Source organism: Mycoplasmatota bacterium, assembly GCA_018394295.1.
Lineage (GTDB): Bacteria > Bacillota_I > Bacilli_A > Haloplasmatales > Haloplasmataceae > JAENYC01.
This window is the reverse complement of record CP074573.1, coordinates 754,095-772,600: the sequence shown is the minus strand read 5'-3', so window position 1 is coordinate 772,600 and position 18,506 is coordinate 754,095. Positions and strand designations below refer to the sequence as shown.

At 28.6% G+C, this 18,506-nt stretch carries 19 protein-coding genes; 2 read left to right on the top strand and 17 right to left on the bottom strand.

Annotated elements, in window-relative coordinates:
- Window positions 1-4: 4 nt before the first annotated feature.
- The 15 genes from KHQ81_03400 to KHQ81_03330 all read right to left on the bottom strand — a co-directional run bounded on the left by KHQ81_03400 (window position 5) and on the right by KHQ81_03330 (window position 16,339).
- Window positions 5-3,313, bottom strand: a complete 3,309-nt coding sequence (locus KHQ81_03400) for an Ig-like domain-containing protein (GenBank protein ID QVK18772.1) — start codon at window positions 3,311-3,313, stop codon at window positions 5-7.
- A 169-nt stretch (window positions 3,314-3,482) separates the two neighbouring features.
- The gene (locus KHQ81_03395) at window positions 3,483-4,319 is read right to left on the bottom strand and encodes a thymidylate kinase (protein ID QVK18771.1); all 837 of its coding nucleotides are present in this window, start codon (window positions 4,317-4,319) and stop codon (window positions 3,483-3,485) included.
- A gap of 161 nt (window positions 4,320-4,480) precedes the next feature.
- Complete coding sequence (gene tsaD, locus KHQ81_03390; protein ID QVK18770.1) at window positions 4,481-5,488, bottom strand: tRNA (adenosine(37)-N6)-threonylcarbamoyltransferase complex transferase subunit TsaD; 1,008 nt, start codon at window positions 5,486-5,488, stop codon at window positions 4,481-4,483.
- 42 nt (window positions 5,489-5,530) lie between these two features.
- A complete protein-coding gene (gene pulA / locus KHQ81_03385) occupies window positions 5,531-7,606 on the bottom strand; it encodes a type I pullulanase (protein QVK18769.1) in 2,076 nt (691 codons plus the stop codon).
- 249 nt (window positions 7,607-7,855) lie between these two features.
- The gene (gene rimI, locus KHQ81_03380; GenBank protein QVK18768.1) at window positions 7,856-8,305 is read right to left on the bottom strand and encodes a ribosomal protein S18-alanine N-acetyltransferase; all 450 of its coding nucleotides are present in this window, start codon (window positions 8,303-8,305) and stop codon (window positions 7,856-7,858) included.
- Entirely contained in the window at window positions 8,302-8,964 is a 663-nt protein-coding gene (gene tsaB, locus KHQ81_03375; protein ID QVK18767.1) for a tRNA (adenosine(37)-N6)-threonylcarbamoyltransferase complex dimerization subunit type 1 TsaB, read from the bottom strand. The genes rimI and tsaB overlap by 4 nt, the downstream gene beginning before the upstream one ends.
- Window positions 8,945-9,415 carry a tRNA (adenosine(37)-N6)-threonylcarbamoyltransferase complex ATPase subunit type 1 TsaE gene (gene tsaE / locus KHQ81_03370; protein QVK18766.1) on the bottom strand — a complete coding sequence of 157 codons (471 nt, stop codon included), beginning with the start codon at window positions 9,413-9,415 and terminating at the stop codon, window positions 8,945-8,947. The genes tsaB and tsaE overlap by 20 nt, the downstream gene beginning before the upstream one ends.
- Window positions 9,416-9,498: 83 nt before the next feature.
- Window positions 9,499-10,152 (bottom strand): hypothetical protein, encoded by a 654-nt coding sequence (locus KHQ81_03365; GenBank protein QVK18765.1) that lies wholly within the window; start codon window positions 10,150-10,152, stop codon window positions 9,499-9,501.
- A 103-nt stretch (window positions 10,153-10,255) separates the two neighbouring features.
- A complete protein-coding gene (locus tag KHQ81_03360) occupies window positions 10,256-11,515 on the bottom strand; it encodes an FprA family A-type flavoprotein (GenBank protein ID QVK18764.1) in 1,260 nt (419 codons plus the stop codon).
- 71 nt (window positions 11,516-11,586) lie between these two features.
- A complete protein-coding gene (cwlD, locus tag KHQ81_03355; protein QVK18763.1) occupies window positions 11,587-12,279 on the bottom strand; it encodes an N-acetylmuramoyl-L-alanine amidase CwlD in 693 nt (230 codons plus the stop codon).
- Between the two features lie 67 nt (window positions 12,280-12,346).
- On the bottom strand, window positions 12,347-13,690 hold the full coding sequence (locus KHQ81_03350; protein ID QVK18762.1) for a glucose-6-phosphate isomerase: 1,344 nt from the start codon (window positions 13,688-13,690) through the stop codon (window positions 12,347-12,349).
- Window positions 13,691-13,699: 9 nt separating this feature from the next.
- Entirely contained in the window at window positions 13,700-14,053 is a 354-nt protein-coding gene (locus tag KHQ81_03345) for a S1 RNA-binding domain-containing protein (GenBank protein ID QVK18761.1), read from the bottom strand.
- A gap of 166 nt (window positions 14,054-14,219) precedes the next feature.
- Window positions 14,220-15,221: an NAD(P)/FAD-dependent oxidoreductase gene (locus KHQ81_03340; GenBank protein ID QVK18760.1), complete on the bottom strand. Its 1,002-nt coding sequence runs from the start codon at window positions 15,219-15,221 to the stop codon at window positions 14,220-14,222.
- Between the two features lie 139 nt (window positions 15,222-15,360).
- A complete protein-coding gene (locus KHQ81_03335) occupies window positions 15,361-15,831 on the bottom strand; it encodes a divergent PAP2 family protein (protein QVK18759.1) in 471 nt (156 codons plus the stop codon).
- Window positions 15,832-15,847: 16 nt separating this feature from the next.
- Window positions 15,848-16,339 carry a phosphatidylglycerophosphatase A gene (locus KHQ81_03330; protein QVK18758.1) on the bottom strand — a complete coding sequence of 164 codons (492 nt, stop codon included), beginning with the start codon at window positions 16,337-16,339 and terminating at the stop codon, window positions 15,848-15,850.
- 61 nt (window positions 16,340-16,400) lie between these two features.
- On the opposite strand from KHQ81_03330, the gene KHQ81_03325 reads away from it, so the two are divergent.
- Window positions 16,401-16,841, top strand: a complete 441-nt coding sequence (locus KHQ81_03325) for a hypothetical protein (protein ID QVK18757.1) — start codon at window positions 16,401-16,403, stop codon at window positions 16,839-16,841.
- Between the two features lie 31 nt (window positions 16,842-16,872).
- On the opposite strand, the gene KHQ81_03320 is transcribed toward KHQ81_03325, so the two are convergent.
- Entirely contained in the window at window positions 16,873-17,100 is a 228-nt protein-coding gene (locus KHQ81_03320) for a NifU family protein (GenBank protein ID QVK18756.1), read from the bottom strand.
- An 87-nt stretch (window positions 17,101-17,187) separates the two neighbouring features.
- Between KHQ81_03320 and dapF the strand changes: the two genes are divergently transcribed.
- The gene (gene dapF, locus KHQ81_03315) at window positions 17,188-17,970 is read left to right on the top strand and encodes a diaminopimelate epimerase (protein QVK18755.1); all 783 of its coding nucleotides are present in this window, start codon (window positions 17,188-17,190) and stop codon (window positions 17,968-17,970) included.
- A gap of 46 nt (window positions 17,971-18,016) precedes the next feature.
- Here the strand turns inward: dapF and KHQ81_03310 are convergent, their stop codons facing one another.
- Entirely contained in the window at window positions 18,017-18,496 is a 480-nt protein-coding gene (locus tag KHQ81_03310; protein ID QVK18754.1) for a hypothetical protein, read from the bottom strand.
- Window positions 18,497-18,506 lie beyond the last annotated feature (10 nt).

Sequence of the window (18,506 nt, the reverse complement as noted above, 5' to 3'; positions counted from 1 at the left end):
GTATTTAAGATTTACTACCTGGTAAATAGGTATAGAATGTACGAGTTTCAGTAACTCCATTTTCAGTTACAGTCACATCATAGCTTACCGTCATCGGTAATAAAGGTAGTTTAATAATCCGACCACTATCATCTAGATATTCTGGGTAATTAGATTTCATTGTAATTTTAGCGTCTTTATGGTTTAATCTAATTTCATATTCAATTTCTACCATTTTTCTAAATTCACTTGTTAAACGAGCATTTCTTAACGTTCTTGGACAATCTTTTCCACTAAAATCATGATGGAATTTATAATTATCTATAGGAAGATTATATTTTACTAATAACATCGCGACTAATTTAGCAGTTTTATGCCATGTTTTATAAATATCCGATCCTTTATTTACAGCCATTTCAATCCCAATACCATTAGTATTACCTCCACCTTCATAATTTCCTTCACCAACTAAACGACTTCCATCTCCTGCGTGAAAAGCACGCTCATTATCAGGAATATGATGAATTATTTCATTTTCATCAACAGTATAATGCCAAGATACATAGGTAGTGTTACTTGGATTATTGGTTAAGTTATGAAGATATAAAGCGTGCATTGCTGCTGTTGCTGAAGAACTTGTATTAGCTGTGTCATGAACTACAATCCAATTTATATTATCCTCATTATAAGACGGATATTCATTAGGAATTGATGACATTAAACGTCCAGTTCTCGTATAATCACTGATTCCAATAATATCTTGTTGGATAACGTTTCTATCATAGAAATAAGAAGCAATACTCTTATTAGTGTTAACTGTGTAATTAGTGGCACCATATGAGGTAAAGTAATAACTTTTCGATGAAATCGTTTGATACATACTTATTAAATCAAATAAGTTATTCATATCTAATTGATTGTAGACATTCAACGTCACAGATGTTCTTATTAATTCATTATCAGCAAATGAAACAGTGATGGTAACCACCCCTTCAGAAATAGTTGTCACTAAACCATTTTGATCAACCGTTGCCACTTGTTCATCACTTGATGACCAAATTACTTCATGATCAATTTCACTAACTGGAAATGCTTTTTCTGCTATTTCTAATGTATCTCCAACAATAAGGTTATTATCTGTATTTGAGAATGATAATTTAATTCCTGCTTCAGCATCTACTACAACTGTAAATACCTTAATTATTTTAGAATTATCAGCTGATGTAACCATAATTTCAGCAATTCCACTTTTTATCGCTGTTAATAATCCATCTTGTGAAACGCTAACAATTGTTTGATCTGAACTTAACCAATAGACATGATTAATTGATGCATCTATAGGAAGCACTTGAAGATTTAATTGATAAGTATCTCCACTATTCATATTAGCAATAGGATTAGAAATAATGATGTCGTTTGGATAAACAATCGCTGTTTCTTCTGAAGATGGCACTTCTTCTTCGGTTGTATAATAATCTCTATATTCATTTTCTGTTAGATTACCAAATTGATCAATTATTGGTGTTTCAGTACCCCAGTAATTTTTCGTAAAATCAACAGGATATACATCAGAACTATATCCGTAATAAGAAGTTACATTTTTAATGATATTATAGTTTGCATTAGCGAAAATTATTTTATCAGCTACCCAAGAACCCTGTGAGTTTTTGTATTCTGGGTCAATCATAATCCCCTTCAATGCTGTATCAATTGTATTATGGGTTACTTCAATAAGGATACCGTGTTCATATTCACTTTTTCCCCAAATCGCAATCGCCCAATCATTACTATTTTTAAAACTATTTTCAGATACATTTATATCCCCATCTAGGAAACCAACAATTTGTAATGCTCGAGCAGAATTGTTTTCAAAACTATTTTCTTTTACTAAAATAGTTCCTGATGTATATTCAATAAATACATCACGGTCATAGTTACTAAAAACATTATTAGTTATATTAACTAACTTGGTATAACTAATCCATATTGGTCTAACTAATTTAGCTTCATTTTCAGTTGCATAAATATGATCAAACTGGTTATGAGTTATACTAATATTTTGTACACCTGTATCTATACTTGAAGATACAAATTGAATAAATCCTTTGATTTCACTAGTACTATAATTTATATTTTCGATAAGATTATAACTTATTTCAAGTTTATTGATTAAATGATCACTTTCTGAAACTATTTGAGCTGTATCAGTAAATTTAAAACCATTTATTATGATATCTTCACATTCACCAATTGTTATAACACCCTTTAATACCGTTTCCTCTGTACGTGTTACCAAATTTGAATCTTTATCATAGTTCGCTCCAAGAAGATGAATTCCATTTTTGTTTATCGTGAAATTATCTTCATAAATACCTGGGGTAATATATATATTAACATCACTAGTTGCAACATCAATTGCTTCTTGAATGTTATTAAATAGGTTCACACCATAGGTAAACATATAACCAAGATACTCAAATGTATCACCACTAACAACGTTTTTATCAACTAATATGTTATTAGCAACCGTAATTTCCATGGTATTAGCTATTGATTCATCAAGCATAGATACTGCTGTAATGGTTACTTGTCCTTCACCAACTGGTGTTACTAATCCATTGTCATCTACTGTTACGATATTTTCATCACTTGATGACCATTTAACTTCATTACTAGCTAGAATTGGATCAACTGTTACAGTTAAATTCATCGTCTCTGTTAATAAGAGACTAGTTTTACCTTCAATTACTAAACTAGTAGGGCTTGGCAATAATACGGTTATTTCATGGATTCCTTTAATATTTGTATCCTCTGCAGATGTTGCTATAATTGTTACTTCTCCTTCACCAACCGTTGTTACTAACCCATTTTCATCTACTGTTGCGATACTTTCATCACTTGATGACCATATTACTTCATCTTTTGCATGATTGGGTACTATTTCTAAATTAAGTTGAGTACCACTACCTAAGAAAACCTTATCTTCTCCAATTATCTTAATTTCTGTAGGGTTTTGCTTAATAACTGTGATACTAACTGATACACTCACGTTAGAATCAGTTTTTGATGTAATAGTTACAGTTGCAGTTCCTAGAGATAGCGCTTCAATTACACCCTCTTCATTAACTAGTACAACTGCTTCATCACTAGAATTAAAAACGACTCCATCTTTATCATTGGTTTCAAAATCTAAAGTCATTTTTGCATTTAATACAATGGATAATGACTCGTTAGAAACAGATAAATTAATCTCTTCTTCATTATCACATGAGGTTAATGTAAATACAACAATAAATAATAATAAAATACTTAATAAATTTTTGAAATTTTTCATCTAATATTACCTCCCCTTCACTTCATACCCTAATAGTACTCAAAAGTTTATATCAATGTCAACCATTTTAAGGAAATTATGGAATTAATTGCCATAAAAACTAATGATATAAGGAAATTAACTCCTATAAAAAAATCTACATATATTCAAATGTAGATTTTTAAGTAATTTACCATAATGATTTAATTTTATTAAATACTTTTTCCCAGTTATAATCTGGATTTTCGATAACCACCTTGTCTATAGGTAATTGTTCTATAACAGCTAATTCAAGTTTTTTTCTGTGTTCAAAAAATTTGATAGCACCATCGAAATTCTTTAAATTATTTAGTTTTCCATACATTGATTTTTCAACATAGCTGATCACTAAATCAATCCAATCTTCATATTGGCTTTTATCAGGAGACACTCTTTCTTTAGCAACACGGGAGATTGTCTCACCTACATCAGGTTGTGATAAGTAAATAAGAATTGGTTTTAATTTCTTTACGATATTAATTAATTCAAGCATATATTTTATAATATTATCCCTATCTTTATTATGAAATGCGAATAATTCATTAATATGATTTTGTAAGTACGCACATTCAAAAATTATAATACTATCAGAATTAACTTGATCAACGAACTTTGTCCACCTTTTAAAATGTAGTTTTTTAAAAACCTCAAATGGTACTCTCCCATCATATACTTCGTGTTCTTCAAAATATTTAAATAATTCCTTTTCTCTAATACCTAATTTTGTGTACGCAACTAAAGCAAAATTCTCTTCAATTTGGGTATATTTGATTAAGCTAGTTTTATATTTTGGATATTCTTTCACAATTCTCTCAAACTCATTTAGCGAAATATAAGCATGCCACGCTAAATCTGCAGGGTGTACATCACCTTCATTATATAAAATTGCTTTTTCACCCTTAGATTCTAAATCATGTTTTATTTTTCTCGAAATCATTGTTTTCCCAGAACCTGGTATTCCTTCTACCAATATTAATCGATTTTCCATCTTTTCTCCTTTCCTATGCCCCTATTATTTAAATATATCTATTAAATATAATACCATAACTAATTAGCCTTTAACAACTACCTAACGAAAAACAATTATACATACTTTAAAAATAAAAAAATGTGTTGTCAATATGAATTGACAACACATTTTAAGTCATATTATAAATCTAAATTTGCTTTACCATTAAGACTTAAATCATCTTTTTGTCCATTTAAATAACTAAAAGTTCCAGCTACAGCAATCATAGCTGCATTATCTGTACAATATTTTAGTGGAGGTATAATAAGTTTGATGTCAGGAAAGCTTTTAATTTCTTCATGAAGTCTTTTTCGTAATCCGCTATTAGCAGCCACACCACCAGCGATAATCAATTGTTTAATAGGATTTTTTTTAATTGCTTTAACTGTTTTACCTACTAAAATATCAACTACACTTTCTTGAAAACTTCTAGCTAAATTCTCTCTATTAATCGTTTCATTTCTTTGAGTTGCATTATGAACTAAATTAATAACAGCTGATTTTAATCCCGAAAAACTAAAATCAAAATTATCTTGATCCAACATAACTCGGGGAAGTTTATACAAATCGATTCCTTCATTAGCAAGCTTATCAATATGCGGTCCACCTGGATAAGGTAAACCAATCACCCGCGCTACTTTATCATAAGCTTCACCAACTGCATCATCTCTTGTTTGTCCAATAATATCAAAATGATAATGATCTTTCATATAAACAAGTTCTGTATGACCCCCTGAAACAACTAAGGCTAGTAATGGAAATTGTAAATCTTCAACTAAATGATTTGCATAGATATGCCCTGCAATGTGATGGACGCCAATTAAAGGTAAATGATTCGCAAAACTAAACGCTTTTGCAGCATTAATACCAACAAGTAGAGAACCGATTAATCCTGGACCTTTTGTTACGGCTACACAAGTGATATCTTTAACCTTGATATTTGCTTTTTTTATGGCTTCATCTAAAACAAGTGTTATATTCTCTACATGATGTCGACTAGCCACTTCTGGTACAACTCCACCAAATTTCTTATGAATATCAATTTGTGAAGAAACAATATTCGATAATACTTCTTTACCATTTTTTACAATCGCTACGCTTGTTTCATCACAACTTGATTCAACAGCTAATACGATGATATCTTTCATACAATCACTCTTTTCTCCATATAAAAAGGGCTAATGCCCTATTTATTTACGTTTCTTTTTTCTTCTTCTTAAGAACATAATTAGCCCAATCGCACCAATTGCATAGCCTGCATATTTCTTAAGATCTGTTTTTTCTTGTCCAACAACAGTTACTTCATTGACATGTTTTTCATTAGAATATAGTACCAAAGAAGTTAATTCAGGCACAACAATTTCATCACCTGTAATTTTCTTTAGAACCTCTGTCCCTGCTTTATTATTATCAACAATGATATTCCATACACCAAAATGTGGTAACTTAAATTTAACTTCTGTAATATTAGCGTTAAATATAACAACAATATCTGCATATGTATCATGATTGGCTGAATCAGTTATATTGTAAGCAATCGTATTAGTTACTGGAGTATCCAAAAATCTAAGATGTTTTTGTATCATTTCAGTAGTTGTCATCCTAAATGCAGGATGTGCTTTTCTTAATTCAATTAACCCACGATAATATTCAAATAAATCAATATGGTCATATTTACTATGCCAAATAATTTGATTAATCATATCAGGTGATTTATAACTATTCTCATCACCATTTTTTGTTCTTAACATCTCTTCACCAGATAAAAAGAAAGGAATTCCTTGACTCATTAATACAATAGTATTAGCCATTTTAGCCATCTTAATACGCGTTGTCATATCAAGGCCCTCTGTTGTTTCAACAATTTTATCAAATAAACATAAATTATCATGACATGAGACATAATTAATGGTTTGATTAGGTTGAGTTGCCCATGGTTTTTTTGAATAAATGACTCTATCAAAGTTAATTTGTGGATGATCAGTTGCACCAACAATCGCGAATTTCACAGATTCTTCTAACCCAATACCACCATTAACAAATCCAGGCTGTTTTGCATAAAAGACATCCCCTTTAATCCCATCACGACAATCATCATTAAAGGCAGCAATTCTAGGCATTTTAGACATGTTTTCTTTAAGTGCCCTTTTATTGACAGGAAGTGGTGTTTCTCCTGCAGTCCATCCTTCACCATATATCAGAATAGTAGAATCAATTTTATCAAGTGCTAGGCGAATTTCATTCATTGTTTGAATATCATGTAATCCCATTAAATCAAAACGGAATCCATCAATATGATATTCTTTAGCTAGATAAGTCACAGAATCAATAATGAATTTACGAACCATCAACCGTTCTGAAGCAACTTCATTACCACAACCAGACCCCTCAGCGAATTCATTATTTTCTGTTTGTCGATGATAATAATGTGGAAATGTTTTATGAAAATTAGAATTCTTTTGAAAATAGGTATGATTATAAACAACGTCCATAACAACGCGAATATTGCTTCGATGCAATTCTTGTACTAATGTTTTAAATTCTCTTATTCTTGCCTCACCATCAATTGGATTAGTTGAATAAGACCCCTCCAAACAATTATAGTTTACTGGGTCATATCCCCAATTATATTGTGGTTTATCAAGTTTAGCCTCATCAATAGAACCAAAATCAAACACAGGAAGTAAATGAATATGCGTTATACCTAATTCTATTAAGTGGTCTAATCCAGTTGTTAAAGCTTCTGGACTTCTAGTATTGTGTTGGGCTAGCCCTAAAAACTTTCCTGGGTTTTGCACATTTGCTGTTTTATGAATCGTTAAATCACGAATGTGCGCTTCATAAATGATTGAATCAGTAGTATTAATTAATTTAGGTCGAACATCTTCTGAAAAACCATCTGGATTAGTTTTCTCTAAATCAACAACCATCCCTCTTTCACCATTAACCCCACATGCCTTCGCATAAATATCAACAGTCTCATATTTTTCATCTTGAAATTCTATTCCATATGTATAAAAAACACCATGTAAGTCTTCTTTAATATCTATATACCAGGTCCCATTCATATCTTTATTCATTTTTATCTTATCGTAAGGTTTACTTTTATAACCTTTATCATATAAAAACAATGATACTTTTATCGCAAAAGGACTCCATACTCTAAAGGATGTCGTATCTTTTGTATAAACATACCCTAAGTCATTGCCACTATAATAATATTGATGATTAAACTCTTCTGTTTCAAATTTTTTCGTATCAATCATTATTTCACCTACTTTTATTAACTAAGATAGATATTATCAATCAAAGGTCAATCTTTGATTAACTTAATCAATCTCTATAATTATAATATTACACAAATTTTACTTTTTTTTCAATTTAAAAGTGAATTTTTTAATAAATACAATAAAAATCTTATAACCTTAATCACTGTTTATCAAATTATAAGTTTTTACCCTTATTTTCTTATTCTTAATGTGAAAAAGATAAATTATAACGATTATTATATTTCTTTACATTACCAATTCCATTAAATAAGCATCTTCTCCAGTTGGATAATACCGTTTCCTTTTTGCTACTTTATTAAAATGATATTTTTCATACAATTGTATTGCTTTATCATTAGATACTCTTACTTCTAGGGTAATATTTTGACATTTTTTTTCTTTAACAAGATTAACTGTAAAATCCATTAACACACTTCCATATCCTAACCCTTGATAGGTAGGATCAATTGCGAAAGTAGTTATTTGAACATCTTCATACATTATCCATAAACCAATATATCCAATGATTTTATCTTTTAAAACTAACTTATAATAAACACTATACGGATGATTTAAAAAATCAGAAAGATATAAATCTTTAGTAAATGGATCAACAAAAGCTTTTTTTTCTATTTCCATAATCTCAACAAAATCATTTACATCATCTATTTTCTGTACAGTACTTTCACTTTTCATTTTAAATTCATTTCTGCCTCAGTTAATCTTTTATAATTAGGGACAAGGTGATGAATATTAGCTACCCTTTCAAAATCTAGTGTCATCACCAACTCAGGATTAAAATCTTCAATCAAAGAAAATGGAAAATGGAACTGTGGATCTTCTATTTTAAACTTGTGGTTATCATATCCAACAAATATGACATCTCCTTTTACTACTTCTATTATTTGTTGGATAAAATCTGTAAAATGATATAATTGTGGTTCGAAGATACAATTAAGTTTATGGTCAATAACGTTATATAGAGCTGAAAAAACATTGCCTCTTCTAGCATCAATTAAAGGAACAATATATTTTGCTTGATTAATATAAGAAGCACTAATTACTTCTAAACTAGATATTTTCTTTAATGGAATATTCAAAGTATAACTTAATGTCTTCGCTACAGTAACCCCAATTCTAACACCAGTATAACTTCCTGGTCCTTCTGAAGCAATGATTTGATCAATTTCTTGAATATCAATTTGATTTCTTTTCAAAAGGGTTTCAATACTTGGCATTAATTTTACAGAATGGTCACGAATAACCACTTCAAGAATATAATCCTTAACCTTATCGTCTTCTTCTAAAATAATCATTAATACTTGAGTTGATGTATCAATCAATAATTTTTTCATTTACTAACACCTCACAAAGTTGTTCATATTTTTGTCCTAATGGAAAAAACTCAAACACCCTTTTTGTTTCACCAGTTACATAAAGATTAATTTCAAGTCTTTCAGAAGGCAGTTGTGATTGAATATGTCTTGCCCATTCAATTAATGTTACACCATTTGCATAGAAATATTCATCAAAACCTAAATCCTCTAAATCATCACTTATTCGGTAGGTATCCATATGATAAAGAGGTAAATCCCCTTCATACTCTTTTATAATCGTAAAAGTTGGGCTATTTACTGTTTTATTAATATTTAGAGCTAAAGCGATTCCTTTAGTAAAAGTCGTTTTTCCAGCGCCTAAATCACCTTCTAAGGTGATAACAGTACCTGGAAATAATCGCTTACCTATTTCAATTGCTAAATTCTGTGTTTCTCGTAAATTATTTACTTCAACTTGATACTTTTTCATTGTCATCATCCATTCATTAAGACTGCTTATATTATATCTCGAATATAGAGAATATATCAACCCAATCTGAGGTGTTTTAATATCTATTTTATTTTTCTCAAAAAATCTTTAATTTTACCATTTGGATTATTTTTATTACCTAACATAATTAATTCGATTTCTTTATCAATTTCTTTATCTAGAATAAATACAATTGGATATAACATAAATAAAGTGAAAATAAAGGTTATAATTATTAGATAAATATTAAATACACAAAATGATGATAAAAAATAGAGAGAACAAACAGTCAGTACTATCGCAATCAAAATTATGATTTCATTTTTAAAACGTTGAAAAATAAAACCAATTAAAATCAAAAGCAGTGATTCATAACAATACACCAAATTATTTTCAAAAAATGACAATAAGATTATGTGATACCCTAAAATATATAATAAACTGAATTCGTTAATTAATTTATAGTGAAATGATTGATAAGATTCTTGTAACAAAATTAATCCATAAATTGATTTTATGATGAAATAAATAATTGGAACTATTACAAATGAAGTAATAAGAATATTTTTCGAATTGTTAAATAAAAAATCTAATCTATTTAAAAATGTGACAGACATCGCAGTAAATCCCAATAATATCACAATATATAGATAAAATTGGTTATATAAGATCTTCTTTGTATCTTTAAAACTCTTATCTTGATAAAAAGTCAATAATCTATACTGCTTTATACCCATGACAATCACCCATTTTTTTAAACTAATATATCATAAGTCAAAAAATAAATTTGGTGATTAAATCAAGAAAAAAAGTCTAAAAAATTTAGACTTTTTGAAATTATTAACTCATTGTTACTTTTTCATCATTGATTAATTGAACCTGAATTTTTTTACTAAATATGGCTTCAGCTAATTCTTCACCATATTTTTCTAACATTATTTCATTCTCTAATGATGGTTTAAATTTTAATTTAAAGGAAGGCAATACTTTTAAACTAGCATTTTTTAAACGTGTTTGGATATTGTCAACGCCTTCACCACTCCATCCATAAGACCCAAAGGTAGTAACAAATTTACCTTGATGGATAATCGCATTCATATTAATAACTAAATCCCAAATAACTGGTGTTGCATCTTTATTAATTGTTGTTGAGCCAAATAATACACCATCAGCGTAATAAATGTCTGAAACAATTTGTTGTTCAAGCGCTTTATAATTACTTACATTTAGATTATATAAATGAATATCGATTGTATCATCATAATTTTTTATTCCCTGAGCAATCTTTTCTGCCATTATTTTTGTATATCCATATGAAGTTGCATAAGGAATCACTATTAATTTATCAAATGGGTTATAAACAGTAGACCACTTTTTATAGGTATCTAAATAAAATTGAATATTTTCATCAAGTATTGGTCCATGACCATTACAAATCATCTTAATTTTCAAATCTTTTATTTTATCTAATGCTTGTAATACAAACTTCTTATATGGTGCAAAAATAGCATCATAATAATATTGAAATGATTCAAGATAATCTTTATATAGTGTTTTATTCATTTTTGATAAGAATACTTCATCAAATGCATAATGTGTCCCTAACGAATCACAGGTAAATAAAACTTCATCCTCTTTAATGTAAGTATAGATAGAATCTGGCCAATGAAGAAATGGTGCACTTATAAATTGAAAAGTTTTATCATCAAATATTATTTCTTGGTTAGGCTTTACTACTTGACTATTGAACGATTTGTTTGTAATATTTTTCAAATATAGGATAGCTGATTTAGAACCTATAATCGTAATATTAGGATTTAACATCAATAATTTTTCAATAGAACCTGCATGGTCAGGTTCTGTATGATTAACAATAATGGTATCGATATTTTCAACCCCAACGATTTCATTAAGATTTTTAATGTATTCATCAAAAAAACTAACTTTTACAGTTTCAATCAAAATATTATGATTTTTGGTTTTTACCAAATAGGAATTATATGATGTACCATACTTAGTTTCCATAATTACATCAAATACTTTTAAAGCCTTATCAATAACACCTAAATAGTAAAAGTTATCTTTAATTTTCTTTAACATGACATCACCTCTTATCTTTAGATTACACTTTTATTTTACAATGAATAAAGTATTTTTTCAAATAATATCCTTTAGTATTCCATAAGAATATCTTCCTTATTTAAAAAATGGATAATCCCAAGATAAATCCCAAAAGCAACTTTATCTTGATATTGTCTTTGTTTTAGTAAATTTGCTTCATATGGATTCGATAAAAACCCAACTTCAATTAAAGCGCCTGGTTTCTTAACCTTTTTAAACAGATATAATGTGTTTACCGTTTTTGCTTTTCTATGTGTATTCTGTAAAACTTCTACTAACGTTTGTTGAATCTTTTCAGCTAATAACTTATTTTCTGCAAAATTATCAAAATAAAAGGTTTGTGCTCCATGCCACCTTGGATTTCTTAAAGCATTCATATGGATAGAAACAAAAAAATCACAATTAGAATTATTAATCATCTCAATCCGTTTATCTAAATCACGTTTTTTCTTTGATCCCTTTCCAGGAGAAACAAAATCCATATCTTTATTCCGAGTTAATAAAACATTAATACCCACTTGTTCTAAATAATTTCGTAAATATAGAGCTACTGATAAATTGAGTTCTTTTTCAATTAAATCATTATTTCTTTTAGCTCCACCATCATATCCACCATGACCTGGGTCAATATAAATTGTATACTCATCATAAGCTTTTTTTACTTGGGCACTCGTTTGAACTTGAACCGTAAAAAAAAAGATAAACATTAAACAAACAAAAATAAATGGGAATCCTTTTTTCATATTATCACCAATATTATTATGTGTTAATGTTTATCTTATCTTTCTCAATATAAACTGTTATTTATTGTTATTTTAACTTCAATCTTTGATTTAACTCCTCAGATAATGTTTCATAACCAGGTTTTCCAAGTAGTGCAAACATATTTTTTTTGTATGCCTCTACTCCAGGCTGATCAAATGGATTAACCCCAAGTAAATACCCAGATATTGCACATGCTTTCTCAAAGAAATAAACTAAATACCCAAATTCAAAAGCATCCAATTTTCTTAGATTGATGACAAGATTAGGTACTCCACCATCTAAATGAGCAAGTAATGTTCCTTTAAAAGCATTTTTATTAACTTCATCCATCGTTAATCCCGCTAAATAATTTAAGCCATCTAAATTATTTGAGTCTTTTTCTATAATGATTTCATGCTTAGGTTCTAAAACATTTATAACCGTTTCAAATAAATCTCGACGACCCTCTTGGATGTATTGACCTAATGAATGTAAATCAGTTGAAAAATTAGCTGAGGTTGGGAAAATACCCTTATTATCTTTTCCTTCTGATTCACCATATAATTGTTTCCACCATTCTCCAAAATATTGTAAAGCAGGTTCATAATTTACTAATAACTCGATTGTTTTGCCTTTATTATAAAGACTATTTCGAATGACTGCATATTGATAAGCTGCGTTTTCTTCTAAATATGGTGTTGCATATTGTACCATCGCTTGATAGGCACCATCCATCATTTTTTTAATATCAATTCCACTAGCCCCAATTGGTAATAACCCCACTGCTGTTAGAACCGAGTAGCGTCCTCCGACATCATCTGGTACGACAAAGGTTTGATAATTTTCAGCGGATGCTAATTTCTTAAGTGCACCACGAGATTTATCGGTTGTCACAAAGATTCTTTCACGACTTGCTTCTTTTCCATATTTTTCCTCTAATAATTTTTTTAATATTCGAAAGGCAATGGCTGGTTCTGTTGTAGTACCTGACTTAGAAATGACATTGATTGAAAAATCTGTATCTTTTAACACTTCTATTAAATCATGTAAATAACTTGATGAAATATTTTGTCCAGCAAATAAAACTTTTACCTCATTTTTCATTTGATAAAAATGATGGTTTAATAATTCAATAGCTGCTTTAGCGCCTAAATATGACCCACCTATTCCGATAACGACTAAAACTTTAGAGTGGTTTCTTATTTTAGTAGCAGCATTTAATATTGCTGTAAATTCTTCTAAGTCATAACTTTCTGGTAAGTCTAACCAACCTAAATATTCATTTCCAAGTCCTCTTTTATCGTGTAAAAGTTTATGAGCAACTTCTACATATGGTTGATAAGTATTTAATTCATCAGAAGACAAATAATCTTTTATATTAGAGTAATCAAATTGTAAAATCTGTTCCATTGCAATCTCCTATTTTTTGAATTTTGTAATTTTTTCTAACATTCTTTTCAAATTAAGAAACCCACTGGGTGTTTCCTCAATCACTTTATTTTTACTTTGCCGTCTGTCTTGAAAGCGCGTATAGTAATTGTGTGCTTGTTTAAGACTTAATTTAGCATTTTTATTTTTCTCATCTAATTCTAAAACTTTAACACGAACAACATCACCTATTTTGACATATTCATTAATGTCTTTTACATAATCATCCGTCAGTTCTGAAATATGAATTAAACCATTCATATCGTGGTTTAATTTGACAAAAACACCATAAGGCTGAATACCTGTAACTTTGCCTCGAACGACACTCCCTTCTTTTAATGCCATAAAATACACCTCTATTCTAAAAATCCATTTCTTATTATATCACAAAGCTATTTAAAGATAAAATCATCCATTGGATTTTTTACAAGTTTTATGTAGAATATTGGTTTATATTCTTCATTGTTTTAGGTAAAATATATATATTACAAAAATATTAGGTGTTTTTAATCTATTTCTCATTCTTTTTTAACCCAGAACTATATATCGGTGCATTCTTATGATTAGGAAATATAAATCGATAAATACTGTTAACCGCAATTACTGCTTCTCCAAAACCACAGGTAATCATCTTAACTTTACCAGGATAAATACAATCATCACCAGCTGCATAAATACCTAAAATATTAGTTTGTTTATGAGAATCAACTAGTAAAGCTCTATCTTCTAATGTTAAGTCCCAGGTACCAATAGGTCCAAGAGAGCTTAAAAAGCCAAATAAAACAATCACATCATCGACTTCAATCACTTTTGGTTCTGAAGTTAATGTGTCTTTTATATGAACTTTATTAACCAATCCATTAGATCCTTCTAATTTTGTAGCAACATAGGGAGTTAAGACATTTATTTTTGAAGTTTTCATTTTATCTACATTATGTTCATGTGCTCTAAAATCATTACGACGGTGAACAATAGTTACTTTTTTGGCAATATCATTTAACATATTAGCCCAATCAACGGCGGAATCACCACCACCAAAAATAATGACCTCTTTATCTTCAAAGTGCTTCACATCAGTAATGAAATAATGTATATTAGAAAATTGTTTTTCATTTGATAAGCCTAATGTACGTGGTTGAAAAGCACCTTTTCCCGCTGTTATTAAAACCGTTTTTGTATAATGACAAACGTTTCCTGTACATATTTCTAAAATATTATCTTCATATCGTCTCCTAACATATTCTACACGTTCATTTAAAACGACTTCAATATTTTCATTAACACTAGCCATCTGTTCTTTTAAATTAGAAATGACATCTTTAGCTTTTACTTCTTTAAATCCAGGTATATCATAAATGAATTTTTCCGGATAGACTGCTTGTAGTTGCCCACCTAATTCAGGTAGTGCATCAATTATTTTTACTTTCAATTTTCGTAGTGAAGCATAAAATGCAGCATACATTCCAACAGGTCCACCACCAATTATCGTTACATCATAAGTATTTTCAATCATTTATTTACCTACTTTCATTGAACTATTTATTAGTCTTCCATAGTAGGCTATATTTAATAATTAAAAATATAATTTTATAATTAAAATGATAGTTTTATATAAAAAAAAGGATTACAAATAATAAATCAATGATTTATTATTATAATCCATATTCTACAAAATATAAAATACTAGCAACTAAAATACCTAAGATAATTCCTCCTAATGCCTCACTTGGTTCATGACCTAATAATTCTTTGAATTTTTGATCATATTTTTCTTTATTTCTTTCTTTTATCATAGAACTAAACAAGTATTGAATGTCTTCCCCCATTTTATTTAAAACAGTAGCATGTCTTCCTGCTTCCCTTCTTATTCCAGTCGCATCATGTATCACAACTCCAGCTAAAACAAAAGCAATCGCAAAATCTGTGGTATAAATACCATTTACCATTCCAATTGAAATGACTAAAGCAGTAACAAAAGCCGAATGTGAACTAGGCATACCACCTGTACTAAGTAATATCTCTGGCATGTATTCCTTATGAAGGAAATAATGAATAGGTAATTTAATTAGTTGTGCTATTACCAAAGCGATTACAGATGTAACTAAAGGAAAATTAAAAAACATTTTAAGCCTCCAATGATTATCTAGTATGTGCAATACGACTAGCAGCAGCAGCAGCTATTGCACCAACAATATCGTCTAAAAAGGTATTACATTTATTAGGTTGTTTCCCTATTTTATCTACTTCGCCAATAATACCAACTTTTAATTTATCAATATAACCAAAATTCGTTAATCCGATAGAACCATATACATTCACAATTGAATATGCCAATACTTCATCAATTCCATATAAAGTATAATCATTCATGAGTAAAGATCTTAATGGTTCCTCAATATGACCTTCCTCAGCCATAATATCAATTGTAATACCTGTTAAAACAGTATTAATTACTTCTCTTTTTGTTAAAACATTATTTACATGATCCAAACATTCCTCAAGCGTTAAATCATCATAATATTGTGTTTGTATTTCTAAAGTAATTTTAGCAATATCAACTAATTTAACCCCTCTTAATTCAAGCATTTTAATGGCTTTATTTCTTAATATTTCATAATCAACATCTTTCATTATGAAACCTCCTTTCAAATTTTCAAATTTCTTGCATATACTTTATTGAAGGGATGATTATATGGAAATTAGTAAGAACACTTTAATTGAATATTTTAATTACGATTTAGAAAAACTTTTAAATGAATTCAATAATTATTATGTCTTAAAATCTCCAAAACTTCCATTACAAATTCAAACATTGTATTTATATTTTTCACATATGGCAGAAAATAGTTTACAATTATTAATAAATTTAAATTATAACTACAAATATGCGCTAGATATAGTCAATGTTCCGAATATATATATTAAACCATATTCTGAAACAGAAATAAACCAGTTTCTAAAAAATTATCGACCAAACACAAAGCTTTTTTATAGCTTAGTAGGTTTTTCACTATATTTTTTTGAAATTTTTCTAAAATATGTAAAATATAATCAAGAAAAAGAAATTAATTTATTGTTTAAGAATATTCCAATTATTGAAGATAATTTGAATTTAATTCGTAAACTAGTTTAATAAAAGTGTTCCCAAATGGGAAACACTTTTATTAAATATGCTCTACTGCGATAACTCCTGGTACCTCTTCAACTAAAATTTGTTCAATCACATCATTAATAGTTGAATCTGCTGCTGAACAACCAACACAAGCCCCTAATAATTTGACAAATACAATGCCGTCTTCAAATCTAATAAATTCAACATCCCCACCATCTCTTTGAATATATGGTCGGATTTTTCCTAATATTTCAACGACTTGTTTTTCTATATCGTTCATTTAAGCCACTCCTTTTTTTGACACTTATTCAATTATATATTTTTTATCTTTAATTGTCCACTAAAAAACTTAATAGGAGCTGATAAGATGGAAATACCTTTTGTAAAGTTTGAAGCAAACGGTAATAATTATCTTCTAATATTAGATGAATGTGTAAATAAAAATTTACATATTGGTCGTTTAATCGAAAAAATGTCTAACAAAAACTTTGGTATTGGGTCAGATGGTGCATTAATATTAAGTAATAAATACAGACCTATCCCATATGTAAAAATATACAACAGCGATGGAAGTAAGGCATCACTATGCGTTAATGGATTAAGAATCGTTAGTAAATATTTATTTGATACAAAATATAAAGAAAAACAGAAATTAAAAATTAAAACAGATTCAGGAATTTATGAAACAATGAATACTCTAAATAATATTATTGTCAAAGTTAAAATATCAAATACATTCAAAGAAGAAAATTATTATTTTTATGGTAAGAAATTTCACCTATATTTTTTAAACATAGGTAATAATCATCTTTATCTTATAAATAATGGAGATATAGGTTATCATTTTTTTAAACGGACTTTAGGAAGACATTTATGTCAACATTTTAATTGTAATGTAGGTTTAATTACTCCAAATAATCCAAATTCATTTTCAATTATCACCTATGAAAAAGGATCAAAATTAACCCTATCTTGTGGAAGTAATATTTGTGGTGCTACCATGTTGTTAAAAGAAATAGATAAAATAAATGAAGATGAAGAGATTGAAGTAGAAACTTTAGGTGGTCTTACAACAGTTCAAATCATTCATGATGAAGTTTTATATTGTGGTAAAGCAAGGCTAGTTTGTAAAGGAACTTATTATGTATAAAAAAAGTAGAAGGGATATCCATCTCTTCTACTTTTTTTATAGTTTCTTAAATATTATCAGGGTCTTTTTCAAAGAAAACACGTTCAGATTGTTGTTTTGTTTTGATAATTTCTTTATGAATATCATTTATTTTATTCTCAATGATTTCAGTTTCAAAATTCGGAACGTTATAATATAAAAATAAGTCCTCGAATTCTTTTATAGTTTTATTGAGTGCAGTATTTATCTGAATAAATTCTTTAATATTACGACTCTTACTAGCATTTTTAAATTGTTTAATATCAATTTCAATTATATTGATAACATCCTCTTCTTTTTCAAAATCTTTAATTGGAAGCGGATAAGGCTTGATTCTCTCGAGAAAATAATGATTTTTCTTATTAATACTATATACATAAGATACTTCAAATTCATCAATACAAAATTTAATAAAACACATTTTACTATTGATTTGTAGAACCTTTGCTCCCATTTGAATTAATTTCATTTCATGTTGATTCGCCTGTGAATCAATATATTTTTTCATACAAACACCT